We start from the raw sequence: 16,827 nt of genomic DNA on the forward strand, positions 1-16,827 counted from the left end.
CCATGCACCGTTTGGCACAACGTGGTCTCGCGATCGCCAGCACCATCGCCCTGTTGGCCGCCGCCGCCGGTTGCGGTGGTGACGACGGCTCCGGTCCCGGCGGGGCGTCGGTGCCGGGCGTCACCGACACCGAGGTCGTCGTCGGCACCCACATGCCGCTCACCGGGCCGGCGTCGGCCGGCTACTCGAAGATCGCCCCGGCGACGAAGGCGTACTTCGACTACGTGAACGCCAACGGTGGCGTGCACGGCCGGAAGATCACCTACAAGATCATGGACGACGGCTACAACCCGGCCAACACCCAGCAGGTGGTCCGTCAGCTCGTCCTCCAGGACAAGGTCTTCGCCGTCCTCAACGGTCTCGGCACGCCCACGCACAGCGGAGTGCTCGACTTCCTCAAGAGCAACCGCGTGCCGGACCTCTTCGTCGCCTCCGGCAGCCGCACGTGGGACCAGCCGGACAAGTATCCGGGCACGTTCGGGTTCAACCCGGACTACACGGTCGAGGGCAAGATCCTGGCCACCTACGCGAAGGCGAACCTGGCCGGCCAGAAGGTCTGCTTCCTCGGGCAGGACGACGACTTCGGCCGGGACAGCCTGGTCGGCGTGGAGAAGGTGCTCGGCGCCGGGACGGTGGCGGTCAAGCAGACGTACGTCACCAGCAACACGAACGTGGCGCCGCAGATCGGCGCGTTCAAGGCGGCCGGGTGCAAGGTCATCGTGCTCGCCACCGTGCCCGGCTTCACCGCGCTGTCGATCGGCACCGCCGCGCGGCTGGGCTTCAAGGCGCAGTGGCTGGTCTCCAACGTCGGCGCCGACTATCCGACCCTGGCCAAGCAGCTCGGTTCCGCCGCGCCGATCCTGGAGGGCATGGTCGGCACCAACTACCTGCCGATGCAGAACGACACCGCGAACCCGTGGATCCAGCTCTTCACGAAGATCAACAAGGAGCACAACGGGGACGCGCCGTTCGACGGCAACACCGTCTACGGCATGTCGGTCGGCTACCTCTTCGTGCAGACGTTGCTCGCCGCCGGCAAGGACCTCAGCCGGGAGAAGGTGCTGGACGCCGTGCAGAAGGGCGGCTTCCAGGGCCCCGGGCTGGTGCCGCTGCGCTTCTCCACCAAGGACCACTCCGGGTACGGCGGTCATCGGCTGAGCCGGGTGAGCGGGGGAGTGCAGAGCTACTTCGGGCCGGCGTACGAGACCGACGAGGCGGACGGACCGGTCAACGAGTACACCGCCACCCCGGCCGCGCCACCGGCGAACGGGGTGCCCACGGTCTCCTGAGCCCACGCCTCCGTACCGCGCCTCCGTACCGCGCCGCCGTACCGCACCGCCGTACCGCACCGCCGTACTCCCGCGATCTTGCACTTTCTGTCCCGGCAGAAGGGGCATTCCAACCATATCGACAACCGAAACTGCAAGATCGGCACTAGGGGTGTCCGGCCGGGCGTGGTTGCGCGTGACCACGCCCGGCCGGCTTCGTGGTGTCTTCGAGGCGTTGACCGATGCCATTGAGCGCTCCTAATATCTGCACTGTGAATGCATATTTTGTTCGGCTTGCGGGCCGCGTCGCCATCGTCACCGGCAGCGCCATCGTCACCGGCAGCGCCATCGTCACCGGCGTCGTCGTCGGTGGCGGTGGCGTCTCGCGCACCGGCCGAGCCGGATGAGCGCGCCGGCGGTCGGTCCGGGGCCGCTGATCACCGCCTGTCTAGAATTGTCGGTGCGTCAGGAGACGCCGTGGCGGTGAGAGGGCGGGGGCGGATGGACGGGGTCGAGGTCGCGAGCCGGGTCGACGGGCGCACCGCTCGGGCCGAGCGCACCCGCGCGGCCATCGTCGAGGCTCACCTCGCGCTCATCGGCGAGGGGGACCTGCGCCCGACCGGGGAACGCATCGCCGAGCGGGCCGGCATCTCGCTGCGGACGCTCTGGACCAACTTCAAGGACATGGAGACGCTCTTCGAGGCCAGCGGCGCGGAGGTGCTCCGGCAGCAGGACGCCGCCCATCGGCCGATCTCTCCCGGGCTGCCGCTGGCGAAGCGGGTCGACGCGTACTGCCGGCAGCGGGCCCGGTTGCTCCAGCTCATCGCGGCGTCGGCGCGGGCCGCCCAGATGCGCGAGCCGGTCTCCGAGCAGTTGCACCGCAACCGCCTCAAGCACATCCAACGGGTCCGCGACGAGGTCGAGGAGCTCTTCGCCGTCGAGCTGGACGCGGCCGGGCCGGAGCGGGAGCAGTTGCGCAACGCCCTGGTGGCGGCGAGCACGTGGCAGGCCTGGTCGATGCTGCGCTACGGCCTCGGGCTGGGCGTGGACCAGGCGCGCGCCGTGATGACCCGGACGGTGGGCGCCCTGCTGGCCGAGGTCGCGGCCGGCTGATTCCGGCTCGGCCCGATTTCGCCAACTCTTTCCATTCGGTTACCAATAGGTGACACTTCATGCATGGTTACTGCATCGAGAGTGCAACTAACCGTGCTGCGTGGCCGGGACGACGAATGCCGCGCTGTCCGGCGCCTGCTCGACGGCGTGACCAACGGCGGCGGTGCCCTGCTGCTGCACGGCGAACCGGGCTCGGGCCGCACCGCGCTTGTCGGCTACGCCCACCGCCACGCCGAGGGCTGCACGGTGCTCGCCGCGAGCGGGCTGGCCGAGGAGGCCGCGCTGCCGTACGCGGGTCTGCAACGGCTGCTCGACCCGCTGCCACACCACGCCACGGCCCTGCCGACGCCGCAACGCGACCTGCTCCGGCGGGCACTGGGCGGGGACGGTTGCCCGGACAACCGTCGGCTGGCCCTGTCGATGGCGGTGCTCGGGATGCTCGCCGAGGCGGCACGGGACCGCCCGCTGCTCGTCACCATGGACGACGTCGACCGGGGTGACCCCCTGACCGCGCAGGTGCTGGCCTTCGTGGCCCGCCGGCTGCGGCAGCTACCGGTCGTCGTCCTGCTCACCGCGGACGTCGCGGTCACTGTCGACGGGATACCGGCGCACCGCCTCCGGCCGCTCGACACGCGCAGCAGCGTCGCCATCCTCACCGACCGGCTACCCGAGCAGCCGGCCGCGTCGGTGGTGACCGCCCTGGCCGCGATCGGCGGCGGCAATCCGCAGGCCCTGGTGGACCTCGCCGAGGTGCTCAGCCCGGCACAGTGGCGGGGCGAGGAGCCGCTGCCCGCCGCGCCGCCGGAGGACGGCGCGCTGGGCCGCGCGTACCGGGCCCGGCTGGACCGGTTGCCGCCGGACACCAGGCGGATGCTGCTGCTCGCCGCGCTCGACCAGGACGGCGCGCCGGGCACGCTGATCCGGGCCGCCGCGGCCGCCGGCACCGAGATCGAGGCGCTCGCCCCGGCGGAGGTCGCCGGCCTGGTCCGCGTCGAGCCACAGGGCGTCACCTTCCCCCAGCCGCTGGTCCGCACGATGATCGCGGCCGGTGCGCCACTCGCCGCGCGCCGCGCCGCACACCGGCTGCTCGCCGCGGTGCTGGTCGCCGACGGGCAGCGGCTGCGCCGGGCGATGCACCTCGCCGCCGCCGCGGCAGGCACCGATCCGGCGCTGGCCGTGGAGCTGGAGGAGGCGGCCTCGGGCGGGACCGGCGGCTGGGCCGCCGCCTCGGCGGCCCTGCGTTGGGCCGCCGAACTCAGCGATCATCCGACCCAGACGGCTGCCCGACTGCTGAGCGCCGCCCACTATGCCTGGGTCGGCGGGCAACCCGAGACGGCCCGGCTGCTGCTCGACCGCCTCCGCGCGGTGTCCACGGACCCGGAGGTGCGGGCCCGCGCCGACCTGCTGCGCGGGGAGTTGGAGCTGCGGTGCGGTGCGGCGTCGGATGCCTCGGCCCGACTGCTGGCCGCGGCCACGGCGGTGGCCGACACCGACCGTGCCCTGGCGCTGTCCGGGCTGGTACGCGCCGGCGAGGCCGTCTGCTTCGCCGGCGACCAGTACCGGTACGCCGAGGTCGGCCGGCGGGCGCTGGCCCTGCGGCGGCCGACCGACCCGCCGGCGATGGAGCTGATGGGCAGCTTTGTCGCCGGGGTGGCGGCGACCCTGCGGGGCGACCACGAGCGGGCCGGCCCCACGCTACGCCGCGCCGTCGTCCTGGGAGCCCGGTTGAACGGGCCGGCGCTGACCCCCACGGCGCTCACCTGTGCGGCGGCGGCCGGCCTGGTGGTCGCCGTGGACGGCGCGGCGCACCGGCTCGCCGAGCGTGCCGTCGCGCTGGCCCGGGATCGGGGCGAGGTGTCCACACTGCCCCGGGCGCTGGAGTTGCGGGCGGTCGCCGAGTACTGGCAGGGCCGGCACGAGGCGGCGGCGGAGACCTCCCGCGACGGGTTGCGGGTCGCCCGCGCCACGGCTCAGGTCAACTGCGCCAACATCCACCTGGGCATGCTCGCCGTGCTCGCCGCGATAAGGGCCGACCGCGACACCAGTCTGCGGCAGATCCGTGAGATCGGTGAGTCGCCGACGCCGGGCAGCCGTCCGCACGCGCTCGCCGGGTGGGCACTTGCGGTGCTGGACCTCATCGATGGACGGCACGCCGAGGCCGCCGACCGGCTGGCGTCGCTGGCTCGGCTCGGCACCGGTCGCGGTCAGGTCCTGGTGCAGGTGATGGCGACGCCGTATCTGGTGGAGGCGGCGGCGCACCTGGCACACCGACCGGCGGCCGCGGCGGCGCTCACCGTGTTCGACAGATGGGCCAGCGGCACGGCGAGCCCGCTGCGCCGGGCCCTGTCCGCCCGGTGTCACGCGCTGCTCGCACCCCGGGGCAGTGTCGAGGCGGAACACCATTTCCAGGTGGCGCTGCGGCTGCACCCGGCGGAGGCCGGCACGTTCGAGCTGGCCCGTACCGAGCTGCTCTTCGGCCAGGAGTTGCGGCGCAGCCGACGCCCGCGCGACGCGCGTACGCATCTGCACCAGGCCCGGGAGATGTTCAGTCTGCTCGGGGTGGCGTGCTGGGCCGAGCGGGCCACCACCGAGCTGCGGGCCGCCGGGGAGTCGGTCGGCCCGCCGGACCTGCCGGCGGCGCGGCTGCTGACCGGCCAGCAACTGCGGATCGCGGAGCTGGTCGCGGAGGGCGCCACCAACCGGGAGATCGCCGCCCGGATGTTTCTCTCGATCCGCACGGTCGACCATCACCTGCGCAACGTGTTCCACCGCCTCGGCATCCGCTCGCGGACCGAGTTGGCCCGCGCGTTCGCGGGCGAGCGGCACGCCGGGCTGGCCTCCGACCGATGACCGGGGGTCCGCTCTGGACGGCCTAAACTATCACCGCTAGTTTGATGGCCATGGACCTCACCCTCTCCACCGAGCAGGCCGCGGTCCGCCAGGTGGCCGCCGAATTCGCCGACCGTGAGCTGGTGCCGCACGCCGCTGTCTGGGACCGGCGGGAGTCGGTCGACCCCGCCATCGTCGGCATGCTCGGCGACCTGGGCTTCCTGGGGCTGACCATCGCCGAGGACGACGGCGGTTCGGGCGGCGACCACCTCGCGTACTGCCTGGTCCTGGAGGAGCTCGGCCGGGGCGACTCGGCGGTGCGCGGCATCGTCTCGGTCTCGCTCGGCCTGGTCGCGAAGTCGATCGCCGCCCACGGCTCGCCCGAGCAGCGGGCCGAGTGGCTGCCCCGACTCTGCGCCGGCACCGCACTCGGCTGTTTCGCGCTGACCGAGCCGGACAGCGGCTCGGACGCGGCCGCGCTGCGGACCCGCGCGGTCCGCGACGGCACCGACTGGCTGCTCACCGGCACGAAGACGTTCATCACCAACGGCACCACCGCCGACGTCGCGCTGGTCTTCGCCCGCACCGGCGGCCCCGGGCACCGCGGCATCACCGCGTTTCTGGTGCCCACCGACAGCCCGGGGCTGGTCCGCCGGGAGATCCACGGCAAGCTGGGCCTGCGCGGTCAGGCCACCGGCGAGCTGGGCTTCGACGAGGTACGCGTGCCCGACACCGCCCGCCTCGGCGCCGAGGGCGGCGGGTTCCGGCTGGCCCTGGCCACCCTCGCCAAGGGCCGGATGTCGGTGGCGGCCGGGTGCGTCGGCATCGCCCAGGGCTGCCTCGACGCGGCGGTCGGCTACGCCGGGCAGCGCACCCAGTTCGGCAAGCCCATCGCGGGGCACCAGCTCGTCCAACAACTGCTCGCCGCCATCGCCGTGGACACCGCCGCCGCCCGGCTGCTGGTGTGGCAGGTGGCCGACCTGATCGACCGGGACCAGCCGTTCGCCGCCGAGGCGTCGATGGCCAAGCTCTTCGCCAGCGAGGCCGCCGTCCGCGCGGCCAACAACGCGGTCCAGGTCTTCGGCGGGTACGGCTACATCGACGAATATCCGGTCGGCAAGTACCTGCGTGACGCGCGGGTCGCCACCCTCTACGAGGGCACCAGCCAGATCCAGCAACTCCTCATCGGACGCGCGCTCACCGGCGTCAACGCCTTCTAGTCTCCGGGAGACCTGCCATGAGAGTCTTCAGCTCGTTCGAGGAACTGGCCAGCGCGGTCGGCGAGACCCTCGGGCCCGGTCCGTGGGAGCGGATCGAGCAGAGCCGGGTCGACCTCTTCGCCGACGCCACCGACGACCACCAGTGGATCCACCTCGATCCGGTCCGGGCCGCGGCGGGGCCGTTCGGCGGGACCGTCGCCCACGGGTACCTGACGCTGTCGCTGCTGCCGGCGCTGGCCGGCCGACTCTACCGGGTGGAGGGGGTGGCGATGGGTGTCAACTACGGGCTGAACCGGGTGCGTTTCCCCGCTCCGGTGCGCGTCGGCGCCGCCGTCCGGGCCGCGGCCACCATCGCCGAGGTGTCCCCGGTGGCCGGCGGCGTGCAGGTGGTCGCGACGGTCACCGTGGAGAGCGACAGCGGCGGCAAGCCCGTCTGTGTGGCGGAGACCGTCAGCCGGCTCTACCGCGCGACGAGTTGATGATCGCCTAGCTCGTCGTTGCGGCGGGCTCTGCCTTGCGGAGAAGTTCCGGAACTTGCGGCTCTCCCATCTCCGCCGCTCCGCCTTACTCGTCGGCTCACCACATCGCGTTCCGGCCGAATGGCCGCCCACCTGGACGGCTGTCTTCTCGGCAGATGAACGGCACCCTGAAGGTCTCGTAAAACTTCCGGAAACTGTTGCTCGTCGATCAGCGGCGCTGACATACTCCACATCCATCGGAGTCAATGATCGAGGGCTCGCGCCTCTTCCCAGGCGCCCCGGCGTGCGTGGTCTCGACCCGATACCCCACCACCCGCCGGGGTGCGGCGTCAGACGCCCCATCCCGGGTCCCACCGGAAGGAAGAGACATGACCGAGAGGTGCCACGGGGACACCCGCCCACCGGCGGGCCCACGAGCGCGTACGGCTATCGTCCTCGCCGCCGCGGCGCTACTCGCCGCGACAAGTGCCGCGTTCCTGCCGACCACGGCGAGCGCCGGAACCACACTTGGCGCGTCCGCCGCCGAGAAGGGTCGCTACTTTGGCACCGCGGTGGCCGCGAGCCGGTTGAGCGACAACGCGTACACCACGATCTTGAACCGTGAGTTCAACATGGTCACGGCCGAGAACGAGATGAAGATGAACGCGACCGAGCCGCAGCAGGGTCGGTTCAGCTACGGCGCGGCGGAGCAGATCGTCAACCACGCGCGCAGCCGGGGCATGAGCGTGCGGGGTCACACCCTGGCGTGGCACTCGCAGCAGCCGGGCTGGATGGAGAGCATGAGTGGCAGCGCGTTGCGACAGGCGATGCTCAACCACGTGACGCAGGTGGCCACGCACTTCCGGGGTCAGGTGGTCGCGTGGGATGTGGTGAACGAGGCGTTCGCCGACGGCAGTTCGGGGGGTCGCCGCGACTCGAACCTGCAGCGCACGGGCAACGACTGGATCGAGGCGGCGTTCCGGGCGGCGGACGCGGCGGATCCGAACGCGAAGCTCTGTTACAACGACTACAACACCGACAACTGGACGCACGCGAAGACCCAGGGTGTCTACAACATGGTGCGGGACTTCAAGGCCCGTGGCGTGCCGATCGACTGCGTGGGTTTCCAGTCGCACTTCAACAACAACTCGCCGTACGTGAGCAACTACCGCACCACGTTGTCGAGCTTCGCCGCTCTGGGTGTGGACGTGCAGATCACCGAGCTGGACATCCAGGGCGCTCCGGCGAACACCTACCGCAGCGTGGTGGAGGACTGCATGGCCGTGCCCCGCTGCAACGGGATCACGGTGTGGGGCATCCGCGACAGTGACTCGTGGCTGGCCTCGCAGACGCCGTTGCTGTTCAACAGCAACGGTTCCAAGAAGGCCGCCTATGACGCGGTGCTCGCCGCGCTGAACAACGGCCCCGCGGTGCCGACGACGGCCCCGCCGACAAGTGTCCCGCCGACCACGGCGCCGCCGACCACCGCTCCGCCGACCACGGCCCCGCCGACCACGGCCCCGCCGACCACCGCTCCGCCCACCACGCCTCCGCCCGGCGGCGGTTGCAGCGCGACGCTGCAGGACAGCACCCGATGGGGCGACCGGTTCAACAGTCAGGTGACCGTCAGCGGGGCGAGCAACTGGAGCGTCGTGGTGGCCGTCACCCCGCCACAGAAGGTGTCCGCCACCTGGAACGGCAGCCCCAGCTGGGACGGCAGCGGCAACGTCATGACGATGCGGTCGAACGGCAGCGGCAACGTCTTCGGCTTCACCACGATGGCCAACGGCAACTGGACGCGCCCACAGGTGCTTTCCTGCACCGCCTCCTGAGCGGCACCACACGCGGACGAAGGCGGCGACGCAACTCGTCGCCGCCTTCGTCCGCCCAGGCCGAAACCGGATCGGTGGGTCCAACGGCCCGCCAGGTGGGAGACGTCAGCTCAGCGCGGCGGCCTTGGCCAGGAGCACCGAGCGTTCGCGGTTGTTGGCGCAGAGCCGGGCCGCCAGCTCCCACTCGGTACGCGCTTCCGGTCGGCGGCCGAGGCGGGTCAGTAGCTCACCGCGTACGGTCGGGAGCAGATGGGAGCCGGGGAGCCGGTTCGCGGCGACCAGCTCGTCCACGATGGCCAGGGCCTGCGCCGGACCCGAGGCCATGGCCACGGCGACGGCCCGGTTGAGCTCGACCACCGGCGAGGGCGCGGCCCGGCCGAGTGCCTCGTAGAGCACCACGATCCGGTCCCAGTCGGTCTCCTCGACCGAGGGTGCCGCCGCGTGGGTGGCGGCGATCGCGGCCTGCACGCCGTACGGGCCGCGCGTCGATGCCCGGGCCAGCGCGGCCAGCCCGCGGCGGATTGCCGAGGTGTCCCACAACCTGCGGTCCTGATCCGCGAGCAGGACCGGCGCGCCGTCCGGGCCGGTCCGGGCCGGGAAGCGCGCGGCCGTCAGCTCGCACAACGCGAGGAGGCCGTGCACCTCCGGTTCGTCCGGTTGCAGCGCCGCGAGCGTACGGGTCAGCCGGACCGCCTCGTACGCGACGTCGGGGCGCAACAGCCGCTCGCCCGACGTGGCTGTCGACCCTTCGGTGAAGATCACGTAGAGGACGCGGAGCACGCCGCCCAGGCGTTGTCGACGCTCACCGGCCGGCGGCAGCTCGAACGGCACCCCGGCCGCCGCGATCGTCTTCTTGGCCCGGGTGATGCGGGCCTGCACGGTCGGCACGGACACCAGGAACGCGCGGGCGACCTCCTCGCTGGACAGGCCGGCGACCACGCGCAGGGTCAGCGCCACCCGGGCCTCGGGGGAGAGCACCGGGTGGCAGCTGACGAACATCAACGCCAGGACGTCGTCGTCGATCCGGTCGGGATCAACGTTGTCGTCGACCGTCGAGTCGACAGTCGGGTCTGCCGCCAGCAGGGCGTAGCGGTCCTGGAGGGCGACCCGGCGGCGGATCGCGTCGATCGCCCGCCGCCGGGCCGTGGCCATCAGCCAGCCGGCCGGGTTGGCCGGAGAGGCGCGCGGCCACGACACCAGCGCCTCGGCCACCGCCTCCTGCGCGGCGTCCTCGGCCAGCCCGAAATCGCCGGTGAACCGGGTCAGCGCGGCGACGATCCGGGCCGACTCGACCCGCCAGACGGCCTCGACGTCGGCCGTACCCATCAGATCTGGCCGTTGCTCTCGCTGCCGTGCGGGACCTCGTCGGGCTCGGCCACCCGCCGGACCTCGATCTTGGACCCGCGGCCCGCCGGGAACCGCTTCGCCCACTCGAGCGCCGGGAACCGCTTGGCCCACTCGACCGCCTCCTGTTGGGTGGCGACATCGAGCAGGAAGTAGCCGCCGAACAGTTCCCTGGTCTCGCCGTACGGCCCGTCCGTGACCACCGGGGCCTCGCCGCTGAAGTCGACCACGACGCCCCGGCCCGGATCGTCCAGCCCTTCGGCCGCGACGAGAACACCGGCCTCCATCATCTCCTCGATGAACCGGCCGGTCGCGGCCATCGCCTCGTCGATGTTGGCCATCATGGCCGCGTTCGTCTCGTCGGTGCCCCGCATGATGAGCATGTACTTCGACATCGCGTTCTCCTCGTCCGGCGGGGCCGCCTCCCGGCCCTCGCACCTCCATGTCGAACGAGCGGCCCGCGGATCGACACGGCGCCCCAATGATCTCTCGCCGCGGCGGGGGGGGGGGGGGGGGGGGGGGCCCCCCCCCCCCCGCGACAGCATCATCAGGCGAGGGCGCAGGCGGTGCCGTTGAGGGTGAACGCGGACGGCCGGCCCGCGTTGCCGGTGTGGGTGGCCTGGAAGCCGACGTCGACCGAGGTGCTCGGCGCGATCGTCGCGTTGTAGGAGACGTTACGCGCGGTCACCTCCCCGCTCGACGGGGAGTAGCTGGCATTCCAGCCGTTGGTGATGGTCTGCCCGCTCGGCAGCGTGAACGCCAGCGCCCAACCGTTGACCGGAGTGCTGCCCGTGTTGGCCACCGAGACGGACGCGGTGAGCCCGTTGCCCCAGGCGTTGACCGAGTAGGTGACACGGCACGCGCCGGAGGGGGGCGGGGTGGTCGGTGGCGGCGTGGTGGGCGGCGGCGTCGTGGGTGGCGCGGTGGTGGGTGGCGCGGTGGTCGGTGGTGCGGTGGTCGGCGGCGTGTCGCCGCCGATGCTGCCGGGCACCGACCGGAGCGCGTCGTACCAGGCCACGGCCATCTTGCGGTAGCCGGTGGCGTTGGGGTGCACCCCGTCGGCCAGGTCGCTGAGCGTCAGGGCGCGGTACATGTCGACCAGGTGGACGCGTTTGCCGGCGGCGGCCCTGGTCTGCACGATCCCCGGGATCGCCGCGTTGTACCCGCGGACCACGTTGTCCGCGCCCGACTTCGGGATGATCGTCGCGACGAACACGTCCGCGTTCGGGGCGGTGGTGGTGATCCGGTCGACGAGGGTGGCCAGCCGGCCCGGGGCGCCGGAGGTGTCGCCGTACATGTCGTTGGTGCCGATGTGCAGCAGCACGGTCCGGGGATTCGTGGCCCGCAGCCAGTTGACGACGTTGGCGTCGATCTGGGCGATGGTCCATCCGGAGTGGCCCTGGTGGTCGTGGTCGCCAAGGCTGGCGGGGCCGTTGAACTGGGAGCCGACGAAGTCGATCCGGTAACCACCGGCCGTGAACCGCTGCCAGAGCTCGATCCGGTATCCACCCGGGACGTTGAACCCGTCGGTGATCGAGTCGCCGAGGGGCATGACGCGTACGCCGCCGTTGGATTCCGCGTTGGCCGGAGTGGTCGCGATCGGTACGGCCGCGGCCACGGCCGCGACGGCGGCCAGGGCCGCCCACCACAGGCGGGCTCGTCGGGGCCTCGGCGTCGTCGCGGTGGCGGTGGGTGGCGGAGGGACGGGGTGGCCGAGCGTTGCACTGCTCATGGGACTTCCTCTGGTGGTGAGGGTGCGCGACGACGGCGGCCACCGGGAAGACGGTCGCCGCCAGGACGCGGTACGCGGGGGAGTGGGCTGCGGGAAACGACAGAGAACCCGGACATCCGCACTGGTGGTCGTGGCGCTGACACGTGTCATCGGTGGTCGGAGGAGACAGACCGATGAGTGGCGGAAGTGTGCCCTGCACCTCGCCTGACGCACCTTAACGTGTTATCGCTAACACCGGCAATAGATCGGTGTCCGACTATGAGTTGTGGGTCGGCAGCCGTCCGGCCGGGCGCAGCATCGAGCCGAGCCAGCGCAGCTGACGTCGGACGTGCACGGCCTCGCCGCCCTCGTGACCGTTGAACGGGTAGACGTGCATCTCCCGCGCGGGCGGCACCGGCGGCCGAGCCGCCGCGGCGTACTGGTTGTAGGCGGCGAAGCCGGTGCTGGGCGGGCAGACGGTGTCCCGCAGCCCGATCCCGAAGTGCGCCGGGGCGGTCGCACGCCTGGCGAAGCTCACCCCGTCGACGTAGGACAGGGTGCGCCACACCGCCTCCTCGGCCTCCCGGTGCACGGCCAGGTAGCGGGCGATCTCGCCGTACGGCGCGGGTTCGCTGAGCTGGACGGCCCGCCGCATGTCGCACAGGAACGGGGCGGTGGTCAGCACCGCGCGAAGGTCGCCGACCAGGCCGGCCACCGCCAGCGCCAGTCCGCCGCCCTGGCTGTTGCCGACCACGGCGACCCGGGCGCCGTCGACCCCCGGCAGCGCGCGGACCGCCTCGACCGCCCGGACCGCGTCGGTGATCAGACGCCGGTAGTGATAATGGCGCGGGTCGAGGATCCCCCAGGTGACCGGCCAGGGCCCGCCGGGTGCGCCGTGCGGGTCGGGGGTGTCCCCGGCGCCGTACTGGCCGGCCTGGCCCCGGTTGTCCATCAGCAGGTGGGCGTACCCGGCCGTGGGCCAGGTCAGACGCTCGTGGGGCAGGCCGCGACCACGGCCGTAGCCGGCGTACTCGACGACGGCGGGAAGTGGCCCCGACGCCCCGGCGGGGCGGGTGTACCAGGCCCGGACCGGGTCGCCGCCGAAGCCCGCGAACGTGACGTCCCAGGTGTCGAGCAGCCGCAGGTCGGTGGGCTCTGGACGGACGTCGACGAGGACCGGCCGGGCGGTCGCCTCGGCGAGGGTGTCGCGCCAGAACGTGTCGAAGTCGTCGGGTTCGACGAGCTCCGGCGCGTACCGCTGGAGTTCGTCGAGCAGGGCGGCGGCGTGGGGCACGGGTCCTCGCAGGGGCTCGGGTCAGTGCGGGCTGGCGGGGGGCGCGGTGCTCTCCCGGACGACCAACTCGGTCACCAGGTCGATCCGGCTGGTCGCCGGCTCGTTGCCCCTGGTCAGGTCGAGCAGCATCTGGGTGGCGATGCCCGCCATGTCGCGCAACGGCTGGTTGATCGTGGTGAGGGCCGGGTCGGTCCAGGTGGAGACCGGCAGGTTGTCGTACCCGATCACCGACAGGTCCTCGGGCACTCGCAGGCCGCACTGACGGGCGGCCCGGAACACCCCCATGGCCTGGGTGTCGGAACCGGCGAAGATGGCCGTCGGTCGGGACGGCAGGCGGAGCAGTTCGAGCCCGTGGGCGTGCCCGGCGCCGGCGGAGAAACTGCCGTAGCGGATCAGCTCGCGGTCCACCACGAGCCCGGCTTCCTCGTGGGCCGACTGGAAGCCGGCCGCGCGGGCCCGGCTGCAGAGCACGTCGGGCGGCCCGGAGATGATGGCGATCCGCCGGTGGCCCAACTCCAGGAGGTGCCGGGCGGCCAGCAGGCCACCGTTCCAGTTGTTCGAACCAACAGTGGGTACGGAGGCCGAGGTCGCGCTGTCGGTGTCGACGACGACGAACGGGATGCCCTGACGCCGCAGGTGCTGCTGTTGCGCCTCGGCCAGATGGGAGAGGACGAACACCACGCCCAACGGGCGGTCGGCGAGGATCGCGTCCAGCCAGCGGGCCGGGGGGCGGTGCGCGCCGTTGAGCTGGGCCACCGACAACCCGATGCCGGCCGCGGCGGTCACCGCCTCGACGCCGCGCAGGATCTCCATGGCCCACCCGGTGTCGAACTCGTGGAACACGAGATCGATCCGCCCGCCGCTGGTCGAGGGCCGCCGGGTCCGGCGCTGGTACTGGTGGCGGTCGAGGCTCGCCTCCACCCGCGCTCTGGTGCCGGGGGCGACGTCGCCGCGTCCGTTGAGGACCTTCGACACCGTGGCGACCGAGACGCCGACGTCGTGGGCGATTGTCGCGATGGTGGTGGACGCGGGTGGATCGAGCGGACGGTGCTCTGTCATCGCAGCCCCAGACAGCATCCGAAATTTTCGGGAGACCTTAACACGATTGGCCGATCACGCCAGCCGTTGCGGCGGTCGTCCGGGCCGTTCGCGGGCCGTTTCGCGGAGAATTCGCGACGGAGTGCCGATGGCGGAGTCACCGTGTGCAGGAAGTGGCCGCCGGAGTCCAGCTGAGACCCTTGACACTCATCGATGGGACACTTAGGTTGCCGAAAAGGTTGCGCAGGCTTCCGGAAAGTTTCGGATCGCGTGGACGTCCGCCACGGAACTGGTTCCACCAGGACACGGGGATGTGGCCGGAGCTAAGGGGTCAAGGCATGAGAAGTCAGTTGCCCGTGCACAGCGACGCCGCGCCGTGGCGTGATCCGCGGCTGTCGCCGACCGAACGGGCCGAGGCGCTCCTGCCGTTGATGACACTCGAGGAGAAGGTCGCGCAACTCATCGGGGTCTGGGTCGGCGCGAACGCCTCCGGCGAGGGCGTCGCCCCCCACCAGTCCGACATGATCACCGAGCTTCCACCGTGGAACAGCCTCATCCAGTACGGGTTGGGCCAGCTTACCCGTCCCTTCGGCACCGCGCCTGTCGACCCGGTGCTCGGCGCCCGGTCGCTCGCCGCCTCCCAGGCGCAGATCGTCGCCGCCAGCCGGTTCGGCATCCCGGCCCAGGTGCACGAGGAGTGCCTCACCGGGTTCGCGGCCTGGCGGGCCACCGTCTACCCGACCCCGCTGAGCTGGGGCGCGTCCTTCGACCCCGAGCTGGTCGAGGCGATGGCCGATCGAATCGGGCGCTCCATGCGCGCGGCAGGCGTGCACCAGGGGCTCGCGCCGGTCCTCGACGTCACCCGCGACTACCGCTGGGGCCGCACCGAGGAGACGATCGGCGAAGACCCCTACCTGGTGGGGACGACAGGCGCCGCGTATGTGCGGGGGCTGGAGGGCGCCGGAATCGTCGCCACCCTCAAGCACTTCGCCGGCTACTCCGCCTCCCGGGGCGGGCGCAACCACGCGCCGGTGCCGATGGGTCGTCGGGAGCTGACCGACGTGATCCTGCCGCCGTTCGAGATGGCCCTTCGCCTCGGCGGCGCGCGCTCGGTGATGAACTCCTACGCCGAGGTCGACGGCCTGCCCGCCGCCGCCGACGAGGAGCTGCTGACCGGCCTTCTCCGCGACGAGTGGGGCTTCACCGGCATCGTGGTCGCCGACTACTTCGCCATCCGTTTCCTGCAGACCCTGCACGGTGTCGCCGGCGACGCCGCCGACGCGGCCCGGCTCGCCCTGCGGGCCGGGATCGACGTCGAGCTGCCCACGGTGGACGCCTTCGGCGCCCCGCTGGTCGAGGCGGTCCGCAGCGGCGACGTCGACGAGGCGCTCATCGACCGGGCGCTGCGACGGGTGCTGATCCAGAAGATCGAGATCGGCCTGCTCGACGAGGACTGGCAGGAGCTGCCCGACGACGTGGCGAACCTGCGACTCGACGACGAGGTCAGCCAGGACGTGGCCGTCCGACTGGCCCGGGAGTCCGTCGTCCTGCTGCGCAACAGCGGCGTCCTCCCGCTGCCCGTCGGCTGCCGGGTCGCCCTGATCGGCCCGGTCGCCGACGACCCGATGGCCATGCTGGGCTGCTACTCGTTCCCCAACCACGTCGGCATCCACCACAGCGAGCACGGGCTCGGCCTGGAGATCCCCTCGCTGCGCGACGAGCTGGCCCGACGCGTCCGGATGCTCAGCCACGAGCCGGGCTGCGCCATCACCGGCGAGGACACCGCGGGCATCCCGGCCGCGGTCGCCGCGGCGGCCGCCGCCGACGTGTGTGTGCTCGCCGTCGGTGACCGCGCGGGGATGTTCGGCCGGGGCACCTCCGGCGAGGGCTGCGACGCCGTCGATCTGCGGCTGCCCGGCGTCCAGGCGGAACTGGTCCGTGCCGTCCTCGCCACCGGCACCCCGGTCGTCCTGGTGCTGATGACCGGCCGCCCCTACGCGCTCGGCCCGGAGTTCGACACCGCCGCGGCCGTGGTGCAGGCGTTCTTCCTCGGGCAGCTCGGCGGGCAGGCGCTCGCCGAGGTGCTCACCGGCGCGGTGAACCCGTCCGGGCGGTTGCCGGTAAGCGTTCCCCGTGCTGCCGGCGGACTGCCGGGCACCTACCTGTCGCCGCCGCTCGGGCGCCGCACCAAGGTCTCCTCGGTCGACCCGACCCCGGCGTACCCGTTCGGCCACGGGCTGAGCTACACCACCTTCGAGTGGTCCGACGCCGGTGTGGTCGATCCGGCCGACGAGACGCCGGATTCCCCGGCGGCCTGGCCGGTCGACGGCGAGGTGCGGGTGCGGATCACCGTCACCAACACCGGTGACCGCGCCGGCACCGAGGTGGTGCAGCTCTACCTGCACGACCCGGTCGCGCAGACCACCCGCCCGGTGGTCCGGCTGGTCGGCTACACCCGACTGCCGCTGGAGCCCGGCGAGGCGGCGCACGTGACGTTCGGCGTACCGGCCGACCTGGCCTCGTTCGCCGGGTTGTCCGGTCGGCGGGTCGTCGAGCCCGGCGAGGTGGAGCTGCGCTTCGGCCGGTCCAGCGGCGACGCGGTGGCGACCCTGCCGCTGCGGCTGACCGGCGTCGAGCGCCAGGTCGGCCACCAGCGGGACCTGCTCACGTCGGTGCGGGTGGAGCCCCTCGTGGCCGTCCCGCATCCCGCCTAGGAGAGG

The 16,827-nt window shown here is 72.4% G+C and carries 13 protein-coding genes; 8 read left to right on the forward strand and 5 right to left on the reverse strand.

What is annotated here, in order from left to right; all coding sequences use genetic code 11:
* Positions 1 to 2: 2 nt before the first annotated feature.
* From ACLQ29_RS19300 to ACLQ29_RS19330, 7 genes are all read left to right on the forward strand, one after another.
* A complete protein-coding gene (locus tag ACLQ29_RS19300; protein ID WP_425772892.1) occupies positions 3 to 1,289 on the forward strand; it encodes an ABC transporter substrate-binding protein in 1,287 nt (428 codons plus the stop codon).
* A gap of 251 nt (positions 1,290 to 1,540) precedes the next feature.
* The gene (locus tag ACLQ29_RS19305; protein ID WP_425772893.1) at positions 1,541 to 1,675 is read left to right on the forward strand and encodes a hypothetical protein; all 135 of its coding nucleotides are present in this window, start codon (positions 1,541 to 1,543) and stop codon (positions 1,673 to 1,675) included.
* 94 nt (positions 1,676 to 1,769) lie between these two features.
* The gene (locus tag ACLQ29_RS19310) at positions 1,770 to 2,381 is read left to right on the forward strand and encodes a TetR/AcrR family transcriptional regulator (protein ID WP_425773093.1); all 612 of its coding nucleotides are present in this window, start codon (positions 1,770 to 1,772) and stop codon (positions 2,379 to 2,381) included.
* Positions 2,382 to 2,444: 63 nt separating this feature from the next.
* Positions 2,445 to 5,231 (forward strand): AAA family ATPase, encoded by a 2,787-nt coding sequence (locus tag ACLQ29_RS19315; RefSeq protein ID WP_425772894.1) that lies wholly within the window; start codon positions 2,445 to 2,447, stop codon positions 5,229 to 5,231.
* A 50-nt stretch (positions 5,232 to 5,281) separates the two neighbouring features.
* Entirely contained in the window at positions 5,282 to 6,430 is a 1,149-nt protein-coding gene (locus tag ACLQ29_RS19320; RefSeq protein WP_425772895.1) for an acyl-CoA dehydrogenase family protein, read from the forward strand.
* Positions 6,431 to 6,447: 17 nt separating this feature from the next.
* The gene (locus tag ACLQ29_RS19325) at positions 6,448 to 6,909 is read left to right on the forward strand and encodes a MaoC family dehydratase (RefSeq protein WP_425772896.1); all 462 of its coding nucleotides are present in this window, start codon (positions 6,448 to 6,450) and stop codon (positions 6,907 to 6,909) included.
* A gap of 368 nt (positions 6,910 to 7,277) precedes the next feature.
* Entirely contained in the window at positions 7,278 to 8,720 is a 1,443-nt protein-coding gene (locus tag ACLQ29_RS19330) for an endo-1,4-beta-xylanase (RefSeq protein WP_425772897.1), read from the forward strand.
* Positions 8,721 to 8,825: 105 nt separating this feature from the next.
* Here ACLQ29_RS19330 and ACLQ29_RS19335 read toward each other — a convergent pair whose 3' ends face one another.
* From ACLQ29_RS19335 to ACLQ29_RS19355, 5 genes are all read right to left on the reverse strand, one after another.
* Positions 8,826 to 10,046: an RNA polymerase sigma factor gene (locus ACLQ29_RS19335; RefSeq protein ID WP_425772898.1), complete on the reverse strand. Its 1,221-nt coding sequence runs from the start codon at positions 10,044 to 10,046 to the stop codon at positions 8,826 to 8,828.
* Entirely contained in the window at positions 10,046 to 10,459 is a 414-nt protein-coding gene (locus tag ACLQ29_RS19340; protein ID WP_425772899.1) for a YciI family protein, read from the reverse strand. The genes ACLQ29_RS19335 and ACLQ29_RS19340 overlap by 1 nt, the downstream gene beginning before the upstream one ends.
* Before the next feature lie 152 nt (positions 10,460 to 10,611).
* A complete protein-coding gene (locus ACLQ29_RS19345; protein WP_425772900.1) occupies positions 10,612 to 11,796 on the reverse strand; it encodes a cellulose binding domain-containing protein in 1,185 nt (394 codons plus the stop codon).
* Between the two features lie 256 nt (positions 11,797 to 12,052).
* Positions 12,053 to 13,069, reverse strand: coding sequence for an acetylxylan esterase (locus ACLQ29_RS19350; protein ID WP_425772901.1), 1,017 nt, complete (start codon positions 13,067 to 13,069; stop codon positions 12,053 to 12,055).
* Positions 13,070 to 13,090: 21 nt separating this feature from the next.
* Complete coding sequence (locus ACLQ29_RS19355) at positions 13,091 to 14,128, reverse strand: LacI family DNA-binding transcriptional regulator (RefSeq protein WP_425772902.1); 1,038 nt, start codon at positions 14,126 to 14,128, stop codon at positions 13,091 to 13,093.
* Positions 14,129 to 14,445: 317 nt separating this feature from the next.
* Between ACLQ29_RS19355 and ACLQ29_RS19360 the strand changes: the two genes are divergently transcribed.
* Positions 14,446 to 16,821: a glycoside hydrolase family 3 N-terminal domain-containing protein gene (locus ACLQ29_RS19360; protein ID WP_425772903.1), complete on the forward strand. Its 2,376-nt coding sequence runs from the start codon at positions 14,446 to 14,448 to the stop codon at positions 16,819 to 16,821.
* Positions 16,822 to 16,827: the final 6 nt, after the last annotated feature.

Origin of the sequence: Micromonospora sp. DT228, assembly GCF_049841595.1 — a bacterium.
Taxonomy (GTDB): Bacteria; Actinomycetota; Actinomycetes; order Mycobacteriales; family Micromonosporaceae; genus Micromonospora.